We start from the raw sequence: 20,996 nt of genomic DNA, 5'->3' as shown, positions 1-20,996 counted from the left end.
TGTCAGCTAGGCTCACACTTTTTCAATACAGGGATAAGCGCTTGAATGATCAGCGCGAGCGAAACAGCCCCTGCATCACGCGTGCCCAGACTTTTTTCTGCCAACGGGCGTGCCCGCCCCACTCGGGGTAACAGTTTCGCCGTTTCGTCAGCCGCTTTGCTAGCAGCGCGTGCGGCAACTTCCCAGCAAGCCACCAGCCCACCGCTCTTCTCAACCTCTTTGGATAAAGCATCGGCAAATGGGACCAGCACATCAACGAGCGTCTTATCACCCAACTCCGCCTTACCAAACGCCATTACCTGATCACGCGCACTTATCACACCTGCCGCAAGGCGCTGGCCAGAGAGCGGCCTATCATTACCTAGCGACTCTCCCATTGCTTTCAAAATCACCCGCCAGATAGCCCCTGATGTACCGCCCGCTTTATCTGACCAGCGCTGCCCTGCCCATTGCAGCACTGTTTGCGCGCCTGCACCCTTATTAAAAGCCTCGTTAGCACCTTCTAGCGCAGCTTTACTACCACGCTGCATACCGATGCCATGATCGCCGTCACCCGCGACGGCATCAATCTGACCCAATAAATCGCAATGGCTGTTCACGGTATTGGCAAGGACCTCCAGCGACTCGATAACGCCCCGCGCTAACTTACGAGAAGACTCGCTGGCCTCAGGAATAGTATCCTGCACCACGACCTCTACCTCAGCCGGGTCTAACGCCTCAGCGGGCTTGACACTGCCTTTTCGATAGCCAGGCGCATCAGCTGCAGCGGTCCAAAGCGGCTCCATTTGTTGATCAAGCCAGAAAAATGTCAGTGAAACCCCCGCCATGTCCAGGCTAGTCACCAGCTCACCCACATCCGGCTCTACAATATGTATGCCTACACTCTGCAATAGCTCATCGACTTTGCGATAAATAACAAATAGCTCTTCGTACTTTACGGTACCCAACCCATTAAGTACCACGGCCACGCGGGCTCCGCTGACTGCAATACCTTCAGGAACCTCTTGCAGCAATCGATTAACGAGCATTTCTGCCAGTTCATCGGCGGTGGGAACATCAGCCTCACTAATACCAGGCTCACCATGAATCCCCAACCCAATAGCCATCCTCCCCTCAGGCACATGGAAAAGGGAATCATCCGCTCCCGGCAGCGTGCATCCCTCAAAGGCAACACCAAAAGAGCGCGTGCAACGGTTTGCCTCTTTCGCCACCACGACGACTTCTTCAAGCGACAAGCCGTTTTCAGCAGCGGCAGCAGCGGCCTTAAAAACGGTTAAGTCCCCCGCAATGCCACGACGCTTATCTATCTCTTCTAGCGGTGCACTAGCTACATCATCAGTCACCAGCACGATTTCACAAGGAATGCCCTCGGCAATGAGGCGCTCTCGTGCCTCACCAAAATGCAGTACATCACCCGCATAGTTGCCAAACGAAAGCAGCACACCTCCACCGTTATGGGCTGCTTTAGCCACTGAGTAAACCTGCTGAGAGGAAGGAGAACAGAACAGATTCCCCATGACGGCGCCATGCGCTAACCCCTGCCCAACCAAACCAGCAAACGTGGGGTAGTGGCCGCTCCCACCCCCAATTACAACGGCTACCGTACCGGGTTCACTGCGCGTACTGCGCACAACACCACCGGGTACGGCCATCAACTTATCGCGATTAGCAGCCACTAATCCTAAGCGCGCTTCTTCAGGAAAATCACTCGGATCATTAAACAGGCGTGTCATTATTATACCTCCGGAGTGAAGACATACGGCGTCATCACAGCTTGCATAGTGGTGTTATTGTTAATTTCTGGCTATTAATCAGTCTCGCCATCTCATCAACTTATGCTTAGCGGGTTGTTAATCGAGACTCGTACTCATCAATTTTTGCTATTTTTAACCCGGAAGCACCACCAGAAAAATGATTACTCAAAAATGTGGAGACAATTAGCTTGGCTAATTCTGGCCCCACAACTCTCGCCCCGAGGGTCACGATTTGTGCGTTGTTACTGGTTTGAGCTTTAGCGGCCGAATAAACATCATGCGTTTGAGCAGCCCGTATACCAGGCACTTTATTAGCAGAAATAGCTACTCCAATACCTGTCCCACAAACCAGTACTCCACGATCAAAACGCCCTTCCTTAATGGCCGTTGCTACCTCAAATGCGACGTCAGGATATAGCACCGGCTCAGCATTAAACGTGCCAAAATCTTCAACCTCGAAGCCTAGCTCACGAACATGGCTAATCAGCATTTCCTTTAAGCCGTAAGCAGCCTCATCACCACCAATCGCGACCCTGAGAGTAGGCGTTTTATTAGACATTTTGGTTCTCTCCGCACAAGCAATAGAAGCACGGCGACCGATAGCAACAAATATTCAGACACTCTATCCAGCCGCCTACTGGTGCCTTCAATCTACCACCAGATGATCATTTGTAAATAGATTGATCATAAGAACATAAAGTATATGTCAGCGCTTATACAAAAGAGATAAAACATAAATATGGTAAGCGATTGAATAATATAAATTATTAGCCAAAAAAGCTGTAGAAGCATAATACTTATACTTTTGTATAGTAACCATCCATCCAAAAACTCCGTCACCATGCTTGACGAAAGACTCTTAACTGCCCAATCATTTGATCACAGACTGTTCATTTTAAAAATAGCAAAAATGACAAGCGAACACTCGCTGGCAGATGGCGTTCGGCTGTTGACATCGACTAACAGGACCAGGCGTCATTGATCTCGTAGCGCCTTATAGCTTGCAGTGTCATTTAATCAACAAGACCAAGGCATGATTCTTATGAAAAATCGCTCTGCCCTCGCCAATGCCATTCGCGCCCTTTCCATGGATGCTGTTCAGAAGGCCAAGTCCGGCCACCCTGGCGCCCCCATGGGCATGGCTGATATCGCCGAGGTGCTGTGGAATGATCACCTCAAGCACAACCCCGAAGACCCAAAATGGGCCGATCGTGACCGGTTCGTGCTGTCCAATGGCCACGGCTCAATGCTGCTCTACTCTTTGCTGCACTTAAGCGGCTATGAGTTAAGCCTGGAACAACTTCAGAACTTCCGTCAGTTGCACTCGCCCACCGCCGGCCATCCGGAATTTGGCTACGCGCCCGGCATCGAAACCACTACCGGCCCGCTCGGTCAGGGGTTTGCCAACGCCGTCGGCTTTGCGATTGCCGAAAAAACCCTGGCAGCGCAGTTCAACCGTCCGGGCCACACCATTGTCGATCACCACACCTGGTGCTTTTTGGGTGATGGCTGCCTGATGGAAGGCATTTCCCATGAGGCGGCGTCGCTGGCGGGTACTCAGCAGTTGGGCAAGCTGATTGCGCTCTACGACGACAACGGCATCTCGATTGATGGGGAAGTGGAAGGCTGGTTTACCGACGATACCGCCAAGCGCTTTGAAGCCTACGGCTGGCACGTGGTGCCCAATGTCGATGGTCACAAGCCGGAAGAGATCCAGGCCGCCATTGCACTTGCCAAACAGAACGATGACAAGCCCAGCCTGATTATCTGTAAAACGGTTATCGGTTTCGGGGCGCCCAACAAGCAGGGCAAGGAAGAGTCGCACGGCGCGCCGCTGGGCGAAGAAGAAGTTGCCCTGGCACGCAAGCAGTTGGACTGGCCCCACGCGCCGTTTCATATTCCCGAGCCCGTGTACGCTGGCTGGGATGCGCGTGAAGCAGGTAAAACCCGCCAGCAGGAATGGGAAAAACGCTTTGCCCGCTATGCCGAGGCGTTCCCGGCCGAGGCGCAGGAATTCAAGCGCCGCATGAAAGGCCAGTTGCCGGCTGAAATACCGACCGAAGCCCTCATCGAGCAGGCTCAGGAAAAAGGCGACAGCATCGCCACCCGTAAAGCGTCGCTGGAAGCGCTCAACGTGATTGGTCCGAAAATGCCGGAGCTGCTCGGCGGCAGTGCGGACCTTGCCCCGTCCAACCTGACCTTCTGGAAGGGCGCCAAAGCGATTACGCCGGAAGATGCCAGCGGTAACTACCTGCACTATGGCGTACGTGAGTTCGGCATGGGCGCGGTGATGAACGGTATCGTCCTGCACGGTGGTTTTGTCCCGTACGGCGCAACCTTCCTGATCTTCATGGAGTACATGCGTAACGCGGTCCGCATGGCGGCATTAATGGGTCAGCAGGCGATCTACGTATTTACCCATGACTCCATTGGCCTGGGTGAAGATGGCCCGACCCACCAGCCGATTGAGCAGTTGACCAGCCTGCGCACGACGCCGAACCTGAACACCTGGCGCCCGTGTGACGCGGTGGAAACCGCCGCGGCCTGGGATGCAGCCATCAAGCGTCACTCGGGCCCCACGGCGCTGATCCTGTCGCGTCAGAACCTGCCGCACCAGGCCCGCACCAAAGCCCAGCTGGCTTCCATTCAGCGTGGCGGGTATGTGCTGAAAGACAGCGACGGTACGCCCGAGCTGATCCTGATCGCCACCGGTTCGGAAGTGGGACTGGCCATGGACGCTGCCGCCGAGCTTGAAGCACAGGGCAAAGCAGTACGCGTGGTCTCCATGCCGTCGACCTACCGCTTCAACGGTCAGGACGCCGAGTACCGGGAAAGCGTCCTGCCCAGGGCGGTCACCAAGCGCATCGCCATTGAAGCCTCACATGCCGACTACTGGTACAAGTATGTAGGTCTGGACGGCCGTGTGATCGGCATGACCACGTTCGGCGAATCCGCCCCTGCGGGTGAGCTGTTCAAGCACTTCGGCTTTACGGTTGAGAATATTCTTGGCACAGCAGACGAAATGCTAAACAGGTAAGAAAAATAGCTGAACGACGTTCTACTCAGAGCATGGCTAGCGTCACCAAAAATGCCATGCCCTGATTATCCACGCTGACGACCAATAAGCTTAATCTTCATCCTCGTCATCGCGCATCCGCGCCTGACGCTCAGCCTCTTCTTCTTTGGCATCATCGATCACTTCCATCAATTCATCGACATTGGCGATGTGGGTGTCGAAGTCGAAGTGGCCGGTCAACTTACTCTCTGGATGCAGCTCGCCTGCCTCATAAAGCGCCCACATCTCTTTGCCATAGTGGGTCTTTAGCAGTTCCGGTGCATAGTGGCCAAAGTAGGCGCGCATATTATTAACGTCACGCTCTAGCATGGCAGCCGCGCTATTGTTACCAGCAGCATCCACGGCCTGGGGCAGGTCAATAATGACCGGCCCCTCGGCATCTACCAGCACGTTAAATTCCGACAAGTCACCGTGGATCAGGCCAGCGCAGAGCATGCGCACCACATCCTTGATGACTTTATCGTGATAGCGCAGCGCTTGCTCGTGGGTCAGTGTTACGTCATCCAGGCGTGGCGCAACAGTGCCCTCGGCATCGGTAATCATCTCCATGAGCAGCACGCCATCCACAAAACCGAAAGGCTTGGGTACGCGTACATCAGCTGCGGCAAGGCGATAGAGCGCGTCTACTTCCGCAGTTAGCCACGCCTGCTCCTGCTCTTTTTGACCATAGCGGGTCTTCTTCGCCATGGCCCGGGCACGCCGGCTATTACGCTCTTTACGCCCTTCCTGGTACTGTACCGCCTGCTTAAAGCTGCGCTGTTTAGCCTCTTTGAATACCTTGGCACAGCGTACTTCTTCGCCACAGCGCACCACGTAAACCTGTGCTTCCTTGCCGCTCATCAACTGCGTCAGCACCTCATCGATCAGGCCGTCATCGACCAGGGGCTGTAATCGTTTGGGTGTTTTCATGGCTAGCTGCAATGGCTCCTATAGAAGTAGAAACAGTTAGAAGTAGGGACAGTTTCTGGCACTCAGTAGCGAATGCGACGCACACGAAAGGCGCGTCCTTTTAGTTTGTCACGTTCGAGTTTGGCCTGGGCTTTTTGAACGGCGCTGCGCTCAACCGCGACATAAGCACTGCGAGCCAACACTTTAATTTTACCGACCTGATCACCGCGCAGCCCACCCTCGCTGGTCAAGGCACCCAAAATATCGCCTGGCCGCAGTTTATCCTTTTTGCCACCGGCTAATTGCAGCGTCGCCATGGGAGGTTCAAAGGGGGCTGTTTGTGTGGCTTTAGGAAGCGCTTCCGTGGTGAGCTGCTCGCTCAGAAGCTCTGCCAAGCGCCCCAAGCGATAGGTTTCTTGAGGGGTTACCAGCGTACAGGCAATGCCACTGGCGCCAGCCCGCCCGGTGCGCCCTACGCGGTGGACATGAACCTCTAGCTCACGAGCAATTTGATAGTTGAACACCGCATCCAATTGCGCAATATCCAGGCCACGTGCCGCCACGTCGGTGGCCACCAGGATTGACGCACTTTGGTTGGCAAAGAGTATCAAAATACGATCACGGTCTTTTTGCTCTAAATCACCGTGCAGCGCTACCGCACTAAAACCGGCATCCACTAGGCTATCGGCTACTGCCTGAGTTTCGCGCTTGGTGTTGCAAAACACCACGCTGGTCGTCGGGCGGTTGACCAGCAACAGCTGTTTAAGCGCACCAAAGCGGGCATCTTCACTGGGCACTTCATAGAAGTGCTGATCAATGGTAGTGGCGTCATGCACCTCAGCCACTTTAACGCTGACAGGATCCATCATGACGCCGCGCGTCATGGCCGCCAAGCCACCGAACTCCTGTTCATCAGGGAAGGTAGCGCTAAATAGCAGCGTCTGGCGATCTGCCGGGGTTTCCGCAATGATCGCGTCCAATGATGCTTGAAAGCCCATATCGAGCATGCGATCCGCCTCGTCCAGCACAAGTGTGCTTAGCGAACCCAGCGTCAACGAACCTTTACGCAGATGCTCTTCAATACGCCCCGGGGTACCAACAACAATATGCGCGCCATGCTCAAGCGAGCCTAACTGTGGCCCAAACGGCGCTCCGCCACACAGTGTTAATACTTTAACGTTAGCCATGGCCCGCGCCAAACGGCGCAGCTCTTCGGCCACCTGATCAGCAAGCTCACGAGTGGGGCAAAGTACCAGCCCCTGTACAGAAAATACTTCAACCCGTAGTTCAGCGAGTAGCGCCAAACCAAACGCCGCTGTTTTGCCCGAGCCTGTTTTGGCCTGTGCCAGCACATCCCGCCCGGCCAGCATGGGCGGCAGGCTTTGCGCCTGAACAGGCGTCATCTGGTGATAACCCAGCGACTCAAGGTTAGTAAGCAGCGTGGCCGGTAAGGCGAGCGACGAGAAGGAGACGTCTGACACAATAAAACCTGCAGGGCCGTTTAACGGCCAGTAAAGAGGTAACTAATACGGATACACTTTAATGTGAAGCACCATACCAGAAAGTGCCTGCCCCTGCGTGCATCTCATACTGCCAGTGGCGCAAGCTCAGCCTTACAAAGGGTTGCCAAGTCATTGGGCGCCAGCTCAATTTCAAGCCCGCGCCGCCCGGCGCTGACAAAAATAGTGGCAAAGCCCACAGCCGACGCATCAATATAGGTTGCCAAGCGTTTTTTCTGCCCCAAAGGGCTTACTCCGCCCAACACATAGCCAGTGGCACGCTCGACCTCGGCAGGTACCCCCATGACGGCTTTTTTAGCTCCAGCGGCCTTGGCAATCTGCTTTAGGCCCAACTGCTGAGTGACTGGCACGATCCCCACGGCAAGCGTCTTGCCGTCCAGCGTTACTACCAGGGTCTTGAACACTTGCTCGACGGCCACCCCCAGTTTTTCAGCGGCTTCCAAGCCGTAAGACTCCGCCGCTACATCGTGCTGATACTCATGAATTTCAAACGGGATACCCGCTTTTTTGGCCGTATTAATGGCTGGTGTCATGACGCTCTCTTGATGTTTAGTAAAGTTGGGCAGCCCTTGTGGCGCGCTCTGGAAAGCCTATTCCTGCCTGCTACGCTAAATAGCGTAAGCGCTAAAGGGAAGTCAACCGAAAGGAGCCTTATTATGCCAGCTACATCGAAAGCCCAGCAAAAAGCCGCAGGCGCCGCCCTTTCCGCCAAACGTGGAGAAACCAAACCCAGTGAGCTTTATGATGCTTCCAAGGATATGTACGACTCAATGAGCGAAGAGGAGCTTGAGGAGATGGCAAGCACCGAGCGCAAAGGCAAACCAGAGAAGAAAGGCGATTAACTGCGCTTGTAGTGCTCCGCTTTTACATCATAACGCCCGCTTCATTAAGCAGGCGTTATGATGAACACTAACGAAAGTGACAGTGCTATTTTCCCCAGTTTACGTGGTCACCAGGGTAATGCTGGTGACGGGGCGCAAATTACGCTGCAAGCAGTGCTGCTCAACGCTCTCCACAATCTCTTCAGCATCATCGATCTGTTGCTTGTCGAGCTGGATATCTACCATCAGAAAACTGCCCACCTGCGCCAGGCGCACATCGTCACTGGCGATATCAAACTCGGCGATCTCTTCCACCATGTCCTGGCGAATGCTGCCCATGGGTTCGCCAAACATTAGTTCGCGAAGCGCTCCACGCACCATGCGGATAGGCATGGGTAAAAAGTAGCCTGCAATGATCAGCACCATTACCGGGTCAGCCAACCGCGCATAACTTGCCCAGGGCGTTAACGTGAGTCCCCAGGTAAGTGCAAAACCAAGCATTACCGCCGCGCTTAACCAGGTATCCATTTGCCACTGACGCAGCTCAGCCGCCAATAAGGAGGAGCGAGCAATACGGGCATAGCGCTTTAGCCACCACCAGGTCAACAAACAGCCGCTCACGTTAGCGACACCAAATAACAAGGCCAAATCAAGTGTCACCAAGCGTCCGCCCTGCGCCAGGCTCCACACGGCTGACACTAAAGAGAACAGACACACCAGCGCAATCACCACACCTTTGAGCAGCACCGCTAGCGGCTCTACCGTTAGCCGCCCAAAGGGGTAGTGATCATCCGCGGGCTTGCGGGCATGCTGTAACGCAAGCAGTGAGAGCGAAGCGAGAACAAGGCTTAACAGTGAATATCCACTATCGAATAAAATCGTGATAGAGCCACTGGCTAATCCCAGGACCAAGCCAGACAGCGCAAAAAAGCTTGCTGAAATAGCTGAAAATCTTAGCGCACGGCGCTCAGCAATAAAGGGGGTCACGCAGAAAACTCCATTCTGATTTAGCAGGATTGTAGGAAATCGTGCTGCATGGTAAAGGGTGTACTAACGTTTAACGAATCACTCAGCGCTAAAAAAAATAGCACTCAACCACGAGACTCCGTATGCGAGCTGAACAAGTCCAGGCGTTTGTTGAAGTCACTGAGCACGGCTCCTTTGCCGCCGCTGCACGGCAGTCAGGTATAAAGCGCGGTACGCTAAGTGCGGCGGTCCATGCGCTGGAAGATAGCCTGGGGGTGGCACTCTTTGAACGCTCGGGAAATAGCCTGACACTAACCGCCGTAGGTGAAAGCGTACTCCCCGACTGTTACCGGCTACTGACAAGTGCCAGCCGAATCAAAAAGCACTGCCACCAACATCTGCAAGGGGTCGAAAACCAGCTGTGCATTGCCCGCGATGATGCGCTTCCTGAGCGGTTCTGGCACCAGGTCATGCACGATTTAAAGCAGCAGTTCCCGCTGACCGCGGTATCGGTTTATCTTGTTCCACCGCAGGAGCACAGCCAATTTATTCTGCGCCAAACTGTCGATATTGCGTTTGGGCTTTATACCGCCGAAGGCGTTGCCCCCATGCAGCCAACCTGGCACCTGTAAGCATGCGCTTAGTGGCCTCTCCACAGCACCCACTGAGTCGGCTTCCTAGCGTCAATCGCGATGATCTCGCCCAATACACGCAAGTCTGCTTAACCCACATTCAGGACGACAAACTGGTCAGCGAGGCGCTGTTTTCCGCTAACTACCTGGGCTTCACCATGTTTGAGGTGATCCGAGATGCGGTAATAAACGGCACGGGATGGGCACTACTTCCCCACCCGCTGGTTAAAGAAGCATTGGAAAGTGATCAGCTCTGTTCACTGAATCACGACCTTGCCCTGGAAAGCCACTATTACCGCTATGTAGAGAGTGAAAACCTGGGCGTAGTGGCCACCGCACTCCTTAACAAAGTGGCGCGTTTTCTAGGCAACTCGCAGTAGTGGTCACTTCGCTAAAATGTAGAAGTGGTCACTTCGGTGAAATATAGCAGTGGAAAAAAGTGCAATATCCTTCCACGCTATAAAAAAGTGCCTCACAAGGAGATTTAAAGACACGCCAGAGGAACGACACAGGCAAGTGTCATCTAGGCGTAAGATGTAGCTGCCAGTGTCGATGTTGCCGTCAACCAAGGAGCTATCCCCCGATGGTAAGACTCGATAAGAAAGCGACAAGGCTTTATGTCCTGGACACCAATGTCCTGATCCATGACCCCGCAGCGCTCTACCACTTTGAAGAGCATGACGTGGTTATCCCCATGACGGTTCTTGAGGAACTGGATAAGCATAAAAACGGAATTCGTGAGATTGCCCGTACGGCACGTCAAGTTAGCCGTACGCTCTCTGATCTTACCAACCAGGTTACTTTTGACGAGATTCAACGCGGCATCCCCATCCCACGTATTAGCGGCAAATCTGGACGCCTGCACTTTCTCTGCTTCAACGATTTAAAGCCCTTCGACTCGATGGACGACAGTCCGGATAACCGTATTCTGGCGGAAACCTGTCGGCTGCGCGATGAGCGCCCCGATGCCTCGGTCATTCTAATTACCAAAGATATCAACCTGCGCGTAAAGGCGGCCGCGCTAAAAGTCCCTGTGGAGGATTACTTTAACGATCGGGCATTCTCAGACAGCGATGCCATGATTGAGGGTGCCCAAGTATACGCATCGGCGGGACACAACGGCAGGGCACTTTGGGAAGCGCTGAATGTTGATGTCAGCGTTGAGCGGGTGGAGCATCAAACGTTTTATCAATTAAGTGGCGACATGCCCCGTCACTGGCACTTGGGAATGCTTGTCTCCGACAGCGAGAATGGCGCTGAGTTTGAGGCCATTATTCGTGAGCTGTCGCCCTCATCAGCGCGGTTACAGCTGTTGACCAACTATCGCCACCACGCTGGGGTGTGGGGCGTTCACGCCCATGATAGCCGTCAAAACTTTACTCTTAACCTGCTGATGGACCCAGACATTGACCTGGTCACCATTGCCGGTAACGCGGGCACGGGTAAGACCTTTATGACGCTGGCCGCCGCTTTCCAGCAAACCCTGGATACCAAGCAGTTTGAGCGTATTGTGTTTACCCGCGCACCTATTCCGATGGGCGAGGACATTGGTTTTTTGCCCGGTACCGAGGGGGAGAAGATGTCGCCGTGGATGGGTGCCTTCCACGACAATATGGATAACCTGCTGCGCAATGACGAAGGAGAGTCGACCTGGGATAATGGCGCAACACGGCAACTGATTGGCTCACGCGTGCAAATTCGCTCGCCAGGCTTTATGCGAGGGCGCACCTTAAACGACACCTTTTTGATTATCGACGAGGCACAGAACTTTACACCCAAACAGCTTAAATCACTGGTTACCCGTGCCGGACGTAATACCAAAATTGTCTGTTTAGGCAACGTGGGGCAAATCGATACGCCCTACCTAACCGCCAATACCTGCGGCATGGCGGCCGTGGTTGAGCGCTTCCGTGACTGGCCACACGCCGGACATATTACCCTCAAAAGCGTTGAGCGTTCGCGCCTGGCGCTGGCGGCTGAAGAGCTTTTGTAAAAAGGCTGCTCTAAAAAGGGCTCTTACAGCGAGGGTAACCGCCTAATACGTAAACGTACGGTAAAACCGCCAGCTCGCTACTGGCGGTTTTTTTCTTTATCGCCGTTCCAAGGGTTTTCAACCCCCAGCGTATCGGCGGCAAAGGCTTCGCGCTCACCTAATGGGCGCTCTTCACCAATAGTGGTGTCTTTATAGGTCTGGCGCTCCATCTCACTGTTCACTTCTGCACCCAGCAGTACCACAAACGCAGACAGCCAAAACCACATCATCAGTACAACCACGGCGCCCAATGACCCATAAAGCTCACTGAAGCTTGAAAAGTAGCGGACATAAAGTGAAAGCCCGCCTGACCCAAGTAACCATAAGGTGGTCGCCAACAGCGTGCCATAGCTTAACCAGCGCCATTGTGCGGCACGCCGATAAGGCGCAAATCGGTACAACAGGGCAATTAAAAAGCTCATGATGATCAACAAGGCAGGCCAGCGCAGCCACTTAAATACTTTATCGAAAGGATCATCCACCGCTAAGGCATCGACCACCACAGGCACAATCGCAATAAAGCCAAGCGATACCAAGGTCATGCCAATCAGGCCAAACGTCAGTAGCACCAACACAACACCGCGAAGAAAGAAGTTACGCCGCTCCTTTTCGCCATAAACCACATTCAGCCCCACCACGAGCACTCCCACGCCTTTGGAAGCGATATACATGGCGACCAACAACCCTAAAAGCACCGCCATTACGTTGCCAGATTCGGCACTTTCAACCACTGTCTGGGTCTGCTGATCAATAAGGCTTGCCGCATCCGGGGGCATAAAACGGCTTAGTTCATAAAGCTGCCGCCCTGCTTCCACCGGATCAAACAGCAATCCCCACAGCGATATTACCGCTGCAATGGTAGGAAATAGTGCTAGCAGAGCGTAAAACGCGACACCAGCCGCCAACATGGTAAGGCGGTCACGCTTAGCGGCGCGCAACACCCGCCATACAACATCAAACCACCCATAGCGTGGAATCTCATCGGGCTTTTTGGCACGTCTCCCTCGGTGGTTCTGTGAACTCTCGTGGCTCATGGCGACCCTTCCCAGATTAATAACAGTGCCAAAACAATGGCTAACGCCATCATCAAGCCGCTCGTATGGTGGCGCATCCAGCTTTCCATGGCCGTTAGTTGAGTTAAGCGCGCCATCATCCGTTTTTCAATGGCCAGAGCAATACCCACAGACGCTGCTTTAACATCGCCACACCACTGCCCAGCAGAGCGCACCCCTACCAAGGCATTTTGAACGAGCCACGCATAAGGCCACCATAAGTCGCCTGCAGGCGGGGGGCGTATACGCCAATGGCGCGTTAACCACCATCCCGCCCACGTTAACACGATGCCTACGGGCAGTGGCCACATCAGGCTAAACCACTCTTTCAACGGGGGGATTTCCGCACTCCCTTGAGGAAGCGGTAGCCATATCGGCGTCACAAGAGCGGCCGTTAATGCAGCAAGCCAGCCACCCCACTGACCAGGATGGCTCCCACCGGTGCTGCGCTGCTGCCACTGCCGCCAGAGACTGACACTTACCAACGCAGAGGTGCCAATTGCCGCCCAGGTTAACAGCGCGACCAGTTGCTCATGATGCATCTCATACAGCGCGCTTTTGACGCCCCACTTGCTGACGAGCCCAGCGCCAAAGGCGCCGGTAAGCGACAAGGCAGGCAGCGCCAGCAGCACCCAGACAAGCGCCAACGGCCACCGAGGTAAATGCTCACTAACGCTGGTCCCCATAAATAGCGCGCCTTTAGCCAGCGCGTGGTGAGCCGCAAAGAGGACCACGCCCGGCAGCAACAAGGGCCACACCTCGGGCGCTGCCAATCCCATAGCGACCATGGCGGTCAGCATGCCCATTTGGCTGATGCTGGAGTAAGCCAATACGGCCTTGGGGTGCCTCTGCCACACCCCATATAGCGCCGCGCCAAAGGCAGCGGCCAAACCAGCGACCACCATGATGTCGCCAAGCCGGGTGAGCGCACCGGAAAGCGAGGTTTCCCCCAGGGGTAATACGTAGATCCAGCCAAGCAGCCCGGCCTTGATCATCGCGCCGCTTAGCACCGCGCTGGCCGGAGCGGGGGCCGCCGGATGCGCAAGCGGTAGCCACACGTGTAAGCCGATAACGCCAGCCTTCACGCCCAGCCCAAGCCATAGCAAGCACGCCATTAAGGCACCATACTCAGCCGTGGCGATCCCCTCACGTACGCCTGCCAGCAGTACGGTTTCCGCACTACCGGCCGCCCACAGCAAACCTCCCAGAATCAATCCTTCGCCGACCACCGCGAGAATCAAATAGGCCCTCGCACCCAGTTTCGCATCCGGCGTACCGTTATGTACGACCAGGCCATAGGCGGCAAATGTCATCAGCGCAAAGCCCAGGTAAAAAGTGGCGATATCCTGGGCAATAATCAGAAGTACGTTACCGACAAACGTTAATGGCCATAACAGAGCCAGGCGCAACAACCGGCGCTCAGCGGCACTGTCGCCCGCTTGGGCGCTGGCCTGCTCCTTGGCAAAATATCCACGCGCATGAATCGCTGCAAAACACCAAAGCAGCGCGGTGAAAGCAAGCCAAGGGCGGCTCAGTGCGTTAAGCGACCAGTGCCCGCCCAGCATCCAGGCATCTATCACCCAGTGTGCTTCCCCCATATACGCCAACAGTAGTGCCGGCCATGCCGCACTGAGCCAGACCCACGAGAAGTAGCGACGATGAGCATCGGGCGTACGATAGGCCTTCCATACGCCCATCAATGACACGCAGATTGGCCAGCAAAGTGTTATCACCAAGAGTAGCGTTATCATTGCAGGTACTCCCCCTCGGCTACGCGTGTTGCCCAATCCAGTGGGCTAAACGGCAACCCGGCAAGTGCGCCAGCAGCGATACTGAGAACGGCGGTAAACACGGCAGGCCAGAGCAGCCAGCCGTGAGTCTCCCAACGCCCAAGACGCTGCTCTTTTGGCCAGCGTCCATTGCCATGGGCAGGCCCAACACGAAACCAAAGACGATGCACGATCGGCAAAAAATAAAGGGCATTTAGCGCACTGCTTGACACCAGCACGGCGACAACCCAATACATGTCGGCCTGAATGGCGCCAATTCCCAAATACCATTTAGTGATAAATCCGGCCACCGGCGGTAGACCAATCATGCCAAAGGCGCCCACTGTAAAGGCCAGGCTAGTGAGTGGCATACGCTTACCCGCTCCATCCATCTCATCAATGCGGTGGATGCCCAGCTCTTCTGCATAAATACCCGCACAGAAAAATAGCGTTACCTTCATGATCCCTTGGTGCAGTAGGTGAGCAAGCGCGCCAATGGTGCCAAAAGGGCCCACCAGGCTAACCCCAAGCACGATATACGACACTTGGCTGATGGTTGAAAAGGCCAGTCGCGGCTTTAACTCCTGCTGCGCGATGGCGCGTATTGAGCCGTATATAATGGTGACCGAGGCCGCCACTGCTAACACCGTCGTAACCCCAAGCTCTACGCTTAGCTCAATGCCATACAAGTCGTAAATAATTCGCAAAATGCCAAAGGCACCGGCTTTTACCACCGCGACTGCGTGCAATAGTGCGCTTACCGGTGCCGGTGCGACCATGGCCCTGGGCAGCCAACCATGCAGCGGCACCATGGCAGCCTTAACGGCAAACCCACCCACCAGAAGCGCAAATATAAACGTTAGCAGGCTGCGGTGGTCTACTAAGTAGCCTCCTAGACCGCGCTCGGAGGCGAACGAATGGTCGCCCGTTAAACTATATAAAAGCACCGTACCCAACAGCAGTACTACGCCTGCGGTCAGGGTGTAACGTAGATAAATTCGCCCGGCATTTAAGGCTTTATCAGTGCCCGAATGGACCACCAGCGGATAGGTGGATAGCGTCAGCATTTCGTAGAAAATCAGAAAGGTAAACAAGTTACCGGCCAGCGCAATACCCAGCGTACTGGCAACACATAAGCTAAAAAACCCAAAAAAGCGTTTACGGTTTGCGGTTCCTTCCAGATAACCAATGGCGTAAATCGTGGTGCATAGCCATAAGAGCGACGAGAGCCCAGCAAACATGACGCCCAACGCGTCAGCACGCAGTACAAAGTCGATATTACCGACCACCTGAAAGCTGAACACGGCCTCCTCGCCACGTGCTACGAGCGTTACCATTAGCGCCACCAGGCTGATTTTGATGACCGCCGCCAGCAGGTTGATACGGGTACGCATCCATCTGGATGCTTCAGGCAGTACAAAAATAATCACCGCAGCCAGTAGCGATGCGGCCAACGCAGTCAAGGGTAGCCAAGCGACATTCATGCGTTATCTCCATGAAGAAGCTCAAGCGGAAAGTGCGCTAAAAGCCCTAACGCTAACGCCGCCATGGCTAAGCAAAGCGCAATCGCATCCATACCCGGAGCAAGCGGCTGAAAACGGTGGCGCGGGGCCTCCTCCAGGAACGAATAGCGGAAAAAGCGAAAAATATAGGCGGCGGTTAACAGTGTACCTATAAGCAATACTGCCACTGCCAGCCACTGGTGGGAGAGCACCATGGCTTGCAGGAGCAGCCATTTAGCCGTAAAACCCGCGCTTGGTGGCAGCCCCATTAAAGTTACCGACGCAATTCCAAAAACCAACAGTGAAAGCGGTAGGCGGCGGCTGGTGCCAGCAAGCCCCTTTAGGGTCGTTTCACCGGTGGCCATTATCAAATTACCGGCGGCTAAAAACATCGCGGCTTTCGCTAGCGCATGGCCTATTAACTGCAACCAGAACCCTTCCCACGCCAGCGCCTTTACCACTGATGCTACATTGGGGCCTAGCAATAAGGGGAACACCACCATCAAGTAGCCCAACTGCGCCACGGTTGATGAAGCCACCACTGTTTTGAGCGTTTCAGCACGCCAGGCAATTAAGCCACCCCATATAATGGCCAACATGCCCAGCCAGGCGATTAATCGCGGCGCCCAAAAGGTGTCCGGTAATAAAAGACTCCACAGCTGAAGCAGCACGAATAGCGATGCTTTAACCACCAGCCCAGCATGCAATACGCTCACAGGCGTCCAGGCGCTGGAATGCACCGGAGAAAGCCAAGCATGAAGCGGAAAGAGAGCAGCTTTCAAGGCAAGCCCCGCCCCTATTAGCGCCGCTGCGATCCAGACAATCGGCCCTGGCTCAATAACCTGCGCAAGCCCGACCAAATCAAGCCGCCCCCAAGTGCCCAACAGCAGCGCGACGCCCAGTAAATAGGCAAGCGACCCCACCAGCGTAAGCAACAGATACCGCATACCGGCCAACAACGCCGCGGCCTTACCTGAAAGCAGCAGCATGCCTACCGCAGCCAACCCCATGGCCTCCAGCGCAAGGTAGAGCGTGATCAAGTCAGTGGCCAGCCAAATCAACGAAAGCGCGCTGACCATAACGCCCATCAACGGCCATATCCAACGGGCCAACGGTTCGGGTGCCGAAAGCCGCAGCGAGCCTGGGGTATAAAGCGCCGCTGCCGCTGCCAGCCACTGCGTTAACAGTAACATCAGCACGCTTACCCCGTTTAAGCGCAGCGCAACATTAATTCCCCAGGTTTCCCAGCCCCAGTGCAGTAGCCCTACTTGCTGGTAGTCGATCAATAACGATAGCCCGGCGGCCAATACAGGAACGCATGCCAACGCGATAGGCCACATTCGCTTAGGTGGCCAGAGTGCGGCTAGCCCACCGAAAACAAGCGGCAAACACACGGCGGCAGCCAATGCCCAATGGCTAGTTAAAAGCGGCTCGAATGTACTGTCTGTCAGGCCAAATCGCTCTATCATTTAGCCTTCTCCTCACGCCCGTCATCCTCTAACAGGGCCTCTTGCCCTTCAAGCTGGTAAAGCTTTCGGATCACTAATGCCCCCAGCAGTGATCCGAGCCAGGCGATCACCAGGCCCACTATAACCAGCGCCTGCCCTTGGGGAATTGCGCCTGCGACCCCGGCCAAGAGCAGAAACACACCCGACCCCAGTACGTTAAAGGCAAGCAAACGGCGCAATAAGTGGCGCTGCCAGGCAAAAGCGCCCATTGCTGTGGCCACCACCGCCACTCCGGCCAACACCAGGGGGTGCTTTGCAGGCGAGTAAGCCATTTCAGGGAGCACAAGGAAAATGGCAGCTCCGACCATCAAACACCAGGCAAGCGCTAACACAATGCGCATGATTCTATGCGTTAGTGGCGGCTCAAAATGATCGTAACGGGGTAATTTAGAAGCGCTTGAGGGAAAGATACCTAACGCGTAAAAAAAGCAGGCAACGGTTAATACCGTGCCCAATAGCCCTTCGACAGCCGCTAACCAGGGCATCCCCAGGGTTAGCCAGGCAAGCGCCATTGTGAGCGTAAAGGCAAAAAAGGCGCGACACGCACGCACCAAATGGCGGTCAAATAGGCAAATCAGCGCTGCTATCAAAAGACACAGCGCTAATACAGCCTCAATGAGGTCGACAGACGAGATTACTGCCATTGCTATCCTTGCAGCGGCTTATAGACAAATTACTTTGCCTATCTTTTGATCACTTGTCGATGTAAGGATTACTTCAGAAGAGTGCTCAACCACTGACCAATATCGCCCACTTGCTGAGGGCAAAGTGCGTGAGCCATAGGATACTGGCGATAGTTGGCGGTGTAGCCTTGGGCTTTTAAGCGCTCAAACCCAGCCCGTCCCAAACTCTCTGCCACGATAGGGTCCATATTACCGTGATGCACCTCAATCGGAATTGCCTTGTTGGCGTCACTCAATTCGATACTGTCTGCCGTGGCAAAGTAGGTCGACATTGCCAGCAACCCGCCTAACGGCAACGGAAAAGATAACGCCGCCTGATAAGCCACTGCGCCCCCCTGAGAGAACCCTGCCACGATAATCCGCTGGCTATCGATACCGTGATCAACCTGTTCCTGTATCAGCGCCTGAATACGCTTGGCAGAGCATTTAAGCTGTACTTCATCAACACGGCGCCCCAGGTCCATCGCCAGAATGTCGTACCAGGCGGGCATCACCATGCCGCCGTTAACGGTCACCGGCAGCCGTGGCGCGTGCGGCATAATAAACCGTACGTGGGCATCTTCAGGAAGGTTAAGCGCGGGCACCAGAGGCTCGAAGTCATGCCCATCGGCACCTAAGCCATGAATGATAAACACACAGGCATCGGCAGGTTGACCGTTTTTCGGTTCAATAATCAGTTCGCCTGGGTCCGTCATGATATTTATCCTTACTTAATTGAAAAAGCACGCGATTAGGGCGCTTGAACGCTTAGCGCAAGCGGCGATGAAACATTAACAGACCCTAACGTAAACCGGCATTCACAGCGAGTGATTACGCTTAAAAGGGCCACACATGAGGAATCAATATGAGTGCGATGGCCCCGGTTAGCACGTTTAGGCCACCGCCTACGCGCATAAAATCACTAATACGATAACCGCCGGGGCCATACACCATTAAGTTGGTTTGATAGCCAATAGGCGTTAAAAAGCTGGCCGAAGCAGCAAACATTATCGCGATCACGTAAGGCATTGAGCTTACGCCAAGGCTCTCGGCGGCGGCCATGACGACCGGAAAAATGATCACCGCCGCACCGTTATTAGTGACAAGCTCGGTTAGCAACGCCACAACGCAGTACGTACCTATCAAGAGCAGCCAAGGATTACTGCCTACGACATGCAGTATGCCACCGGCAATAGCATCTGCGGCGCCCGAACTCTGCAGCGCGGCTCCTACGCCAAACGAGGCAGCAATCGTCAAAAGCACTTGGCTATCCAGCCCGCGCCGAGCAGCTTCAACCGAACAGCAGCCGCTTAACAGCGCCAGTGCAGCGCCCAGCATCGCGGCATTTAACATGCTCAAAACGCCGAATGCAGCCAGCAATACTGCCCCCAGCAGAATCCCCCAGGCGAGCGGCGCTTTTTCATGAACAGGCCGCGCAGAACCGTTTAGTTCACTGATCAAGAGAAAGTCTTTTGACTGACGGTGACGTTCAATAAACGGAGGACGCGCTTCCAGTAGCAGCACATCAGCGGGCTGCAGGCGTACCTGCCCCAGATTGCCGGTGACACGCTCACCGCCTCGGCAAATAGCCAGTACGGCCGCACCATAAAGCGTCCTAAAGCGACCGTCTCGAATGCGCTGGCCAATGAACTGGCACTGGTTCGACACTACGGCTTCGACCAGACGGCGCTCTTTGAACTCTTTTTCAAGGCTGGAGGTATGATCGTGCGAGGGTATTAATCCACGAATTTGCTGTAGTTCGACAGCGGCATCGCTGGTGCCCACAAACACCAGCCTATCGCCACCCTTTAACTGCTCGCCAGGCCCCACAACACTCACAACGTTGCCGTCACGCTCGATCTCAACCAGGAACAGCTCTTGCAAGTGGCGCAGCCCAGCCTCCTCCACCGTTCGATTAACCAGAACGCCCTCCCGATCGATCTCCATCTCAATGGTAAATTCACGCGGGTTAGCGAACGCATTGGCCAAACCCTCGCGGGCAGGTAACAGGCGCGGCCCAAGTATAACCAGATAGGCAAGCCCTACCACGGCGACCGGCACACCCACCCAGGCAAGGTCAAACAGGCCCATGGTCACATTGGGATAACGCTCCGTCAGCAGCCCATACACCACCAGGTTGGTACTGCTGCCAAACAAGGTAATCGTACCGCCAAGAATGGAGGCAAAGCTTAACGGCATCAGCAGCCGCTGGGGGGAGCGTCGCAGCCGCCGACTCCAGCTCATAACAGCCGGTATATAGGTAGCCACTACAGGGGTGTTATTTAAAAAAGCACTTAAAGAGGCCACCGGCAGCAGTAACCGCAACAAAGCACCCCGCTCGGTTTTAGGACGCCCCAATACATAGCGAATAATAAGATCGATACCGCCCGTTTCACGGATACTAGCCACCAACACGTACATAAAAGCGACCGTAAACAGCCCACTGTTGGAAAAGCCGCTTAACGCCTGAGCTGGCTCAATAACGCCCAGGGTCATCAGTACAATGACAGCGCCAAGCAAAATGATGTCAGGCCCTAACCTCGAGACGGTCATTAGCGGGAAGATGGTGGCAACCACCGCTATCGCAATCCATGCATCCAGTGTCATAACGCGACATTCCTAACAAAAAGTAATGCGCTATTGTGACCTCAACCACATATTCTAAAAAGTTATTTTTAGAAACATTTAAATACCAAAATAGAATAAGAAAATTCACACACAAAAAACCCCGCTCGTGAGCGTAATGCTATTCGGTTAAGGTTTGCCGATGACCGAACAGCATTACCGCTTCGGCGGGGTCTTCCTATCTCAAGC

General features: G+C 54.6%; 18 protein-coding genes. 5 read left to right on the top strand and 13 right to left on the bottom strand.

Annotated features, from left to right (window positions below; translation table 11 throughout):
* Positions 1–2: 2 nt before the first annotated feature.
* A complete protein-coding gene (locus ACT3TJ_RS09445; protein ID WP_193054756.1) occupies positions 3–1,733 on the bottom strand; it encodes a dihydroxyacetone kinase family protein in 1,731 nt (576 codons plus the stop codon).
* A 106-nt stretch (positions 1,734–1,839) separates the two neighbouring features.
* Positions 1,840–2,313 (bottom strand): RpiB/LacA/LacB family sugar-phosphate isomerase, encoded by a 474-nt coding sequence (locus tag ACT3TJ_RS09440; RefSeq protein WP_444622243.1) that lies wholly within the window; start codon positions 2,311–2,313, stop codon positions 1,840–1,842.
* A gap of 483 nt (positions 2,314–2,796) precedes the next feature.
* On the opposite strand from ACT3TJ_RS09440, the gene tkt reads away from it, so the two are divergent.
* Entirely contained in the window at positions 2,797–4,791 is a 1,995-nt protein-coding gene (gene tkt / locus ACT3TJ_RS09435; RefSeq protein WP_444622244.1) for a transketolase, read from the top strand.
* Between the two features lie 90 nt (positions 4,792–4,881).
* On the opposite strand, the gene ACT3TJ_RS09430 is transcribed toward tkt, so the two are convergent.
* The 3 genes from ACT3TJ_RS09430 to ybaK all read right to left on the bottom strand — a co-directional run bounded on the left by ACT3TJ_RS09430 (position 4,882) and on the right by ybaK (position 7,771).
* Positions 4,882–5,739 carry a PA4780 family RIO1-like protein kinase gene (locus ACT3TJ_RS09430; protein ID WP_444622245.1) on the bottom strand — a complete coding sequence of 286 codons (858 nt, stop codon included), beginning with the start codon at positions 5,737–5,739 and terminating at the stop codon, positions 4,882–4,884.
* A 62-nt stretch (positions 5,740–5,801) separates the two neighbouring features.
* Positions 5,802–7,199 (bottom strand): ATP-dependent RNA helicase DbpA, encoded by a 1,398-nt coding sequence (dbpA, locus tag ACT3TJ_RS09425; RefSeq protein WP_444622246.1) that lies wholly within the window; start codon positions 7,197–7,199, stop codon positions 5,802–5,804.
* A 104-nt stretch (positions 7,200–7,303) separates the two neighbouring features.
* Positions 7,304–7,771: a Cys-tRNA(Pro) deacylase gene (gene ybaK, locus ACT3TJ_RS09420; RefSeq protein WP_444622247.1), complete on the bottom strand. Its 468-nt coding sequence runs from the start codon at positions 7,769–7,771 to the stop codon at positions 7,304–7,306.
* Between the two features lie 123 nt (positions 7,772–7,894).
* On the opposite strand from ybaK, the gene ACT3TJ_RS09415 reads away from it, so the two are divergent.
* Entirely contained in the window at positions 7,895–8,080 is a 186-nt protein-coding gene (locus ACT3TJ_RS09415; RefSeq protein WP_087109712.1) for a DUF3008 family protein, read from the top strand.
* Positions 8,081–8,179: 99 nt separating this feature from the next.
* On the opposite strand, the gene ACT3TJ_RS09410 is transcribed toward ACT3TJ_RS09415, so the two are convergent.
* Positions 8,180–9,046 carry a cation diffusion facilitator family transporter gene (locus ACT3TJ_RS09410; protein ID WP_444622248.1) on the bottom strand — a complete coding sequence of 289 codons (867 nt, stop codon included), beginning with the start codon at positions 9,044–9,046 and terminating at the stop codon, positions 8,180–8,182.
* Between the two features lie 122 nt (positions 9,047–9,168).
* Between ACT3TJ_RS09410 and ACT3TJ_RS09405 the strand changes: the two genes are divergently transcribed.
* From ACT3TJ_RS09405 to ACT3TJ_RS09395, 3 genes are all read left to right on the top strand, one after another.
* Positions 9,169–9,657, top strand: coding sequence for a LysR family transcriptional regulator (locus ACT3TJ_RS09405; protein WP_444622249.1), 489 nt, complete (start codon positions 9,169–9,171; stop codon positions 9,655–9,657).
* Positions 9,658–9,659: 2 nt separating this feature from the next.
* Positions 9,660–10,037, top strand: coding sequence for a LysR substrate-binding domain-containing protein (locus ACT3TJ_RS09400; RefSeq protein ID WP_444665670.1), 378 nt, complete (start codon positions 9,660–9,662; stop codon positions 10,035–10,037).
* Between the two features lie 203 nt (positions 10,038–10,240).
* On the top strand, positions 10,241–11,650 hold the full coding sequence (locus ACT3TJ_RS09395) for a PhoH family protein (RefSeq protein ID WP_444665668.1): 1,410 nt from the start codon (positions 10,241–10,243) through the stop codon (positions 11,648–11,650).
* Between the two features lie 77 nt (positions 11,651–11,727).
* On the opposite strand, the gene ACT3TJ_RS09390 is transcribed toward ACT3TJ_RS09395, so the two are convergent.
* The 7 genes from ACT3TJ_RS09390 to ACT3TJ_RS09360 all read right to left on the bottom strand — a co-directional run bounded on the left by ACT3TJ_RS09390 (position 11,728) and on the right by ACT3TJ_RS09360 (position 20,789).
* Complete coding sequence (locus tag ACT3TJ_RS09390; RefSeq protein ID WP_444622252.1) at positions 11,728–12,723, bottom strand: YihY/virulence factor BrkB family protein; 996 nt, start codon at positions 12,721–12,723, stop codon at positions 11,728–11,730.
* Positions 12,720–14,492 carry a proton-conducting transporter transmembrane domain-containing protein gene (locus ACT3TJ_RS09385; protein ID WP_444622253.1) on the bottom strand — a complete coding sequence of 591 codons (1,773 nt, stop codon included), beginning with the start codon at positions 14,490–14,492 and terminating at the stop codon, positions 12,720–12,722. The genes ACT3TJ_RS09390 and ACT3TJ_RS09385 overlap by 4 nt, the downstream gene beginning before the upstream one ends.
* Complete coding sequence (locus ACT3TJ_RS09380) at positions 14,489–15,994, bottom strand: complex I subunit 5 family protein (protein ID WP_444622254.1); 1,506 nt, start codon at positions 15,992–15,994, stop codon at positions 14,489–14,491. Before ACT3TJ_RS09380 ends, ACT3TJ_RS09385 begins: the two co-directional genes overlap by 4 nt.
* Positions 15,991–17,481 (bottom strand): complex I subunit 5 family protein, encoded by a 1,491-nt coding sequence (locus tag ACT3TJ_RS09375; RefSeq protein WP_444622255.1) that lies wholly within the window; start codon positions 17,479–17,481, stop codon positions 15,991–15,993. The genes ACT3TJ_RS09380 and ACT3TJ_RS09375 overlap by 4 nt, the downstream gene beginning before the upstream one ends.
* Positions 17,478–18,164, bottom strand: a complete 687-nt coding sequence (locus tag ACT3TJ_RS09370) for an NADH-quinone oxidoreductase subunit K (protein WP_444622256.1) — start codon at positions 18,162–18,164, stop codon at positions 17,478–17,480. Before ACT3TJ_RS09370 ends, ACT3TJ_RS09375 begins: the two co-directional genes overlap by 4 nt.
* Before the next feature lie 68 nt (positions 18,165–18,232).
* Positions 18,233–18,898, bottom strand: a complete 666-nt coding sequence (locus tag ACT3TJ_RS09365; protein WP_444622257.1) for an alpha/beta hydrolase — start codon at positions 18,896–18,898, stop codon at positions 18,233–18,235.
* Between the two features lie 121 nt (positions 18,899–19,019).
* The gene (locus ACT3TJ_RS09360; protein ID WP_444622258.1) at positions 19,020–20,789 is read right to left on the bottom strand and encodes an SLC13 family permease; all 1,770 of its coding nucleotides are present in this window, start codon (positions 20,787–20,789) and stop codon (positions 19,020–19,022) included.
* Positions 20,790–20,996: the final 207 nt, after the last annotated feature.

Origin of the sequence: Halomonas sp. AOP30-A1-24 (genome assembly GCF_052378165.1) — a bacterium.
Classification (GTDB): Bacteria; Pseudomonadota; Gammaproteobacteria; order Pseudomonadales; family Halomonadaceae; genus Vreelandella; species Vreelandella citrativorans.
Note: the sequence above shows the minus strand (reverse complement) of the source record. Positions and strands in the feature narration are given on the sequence as shown.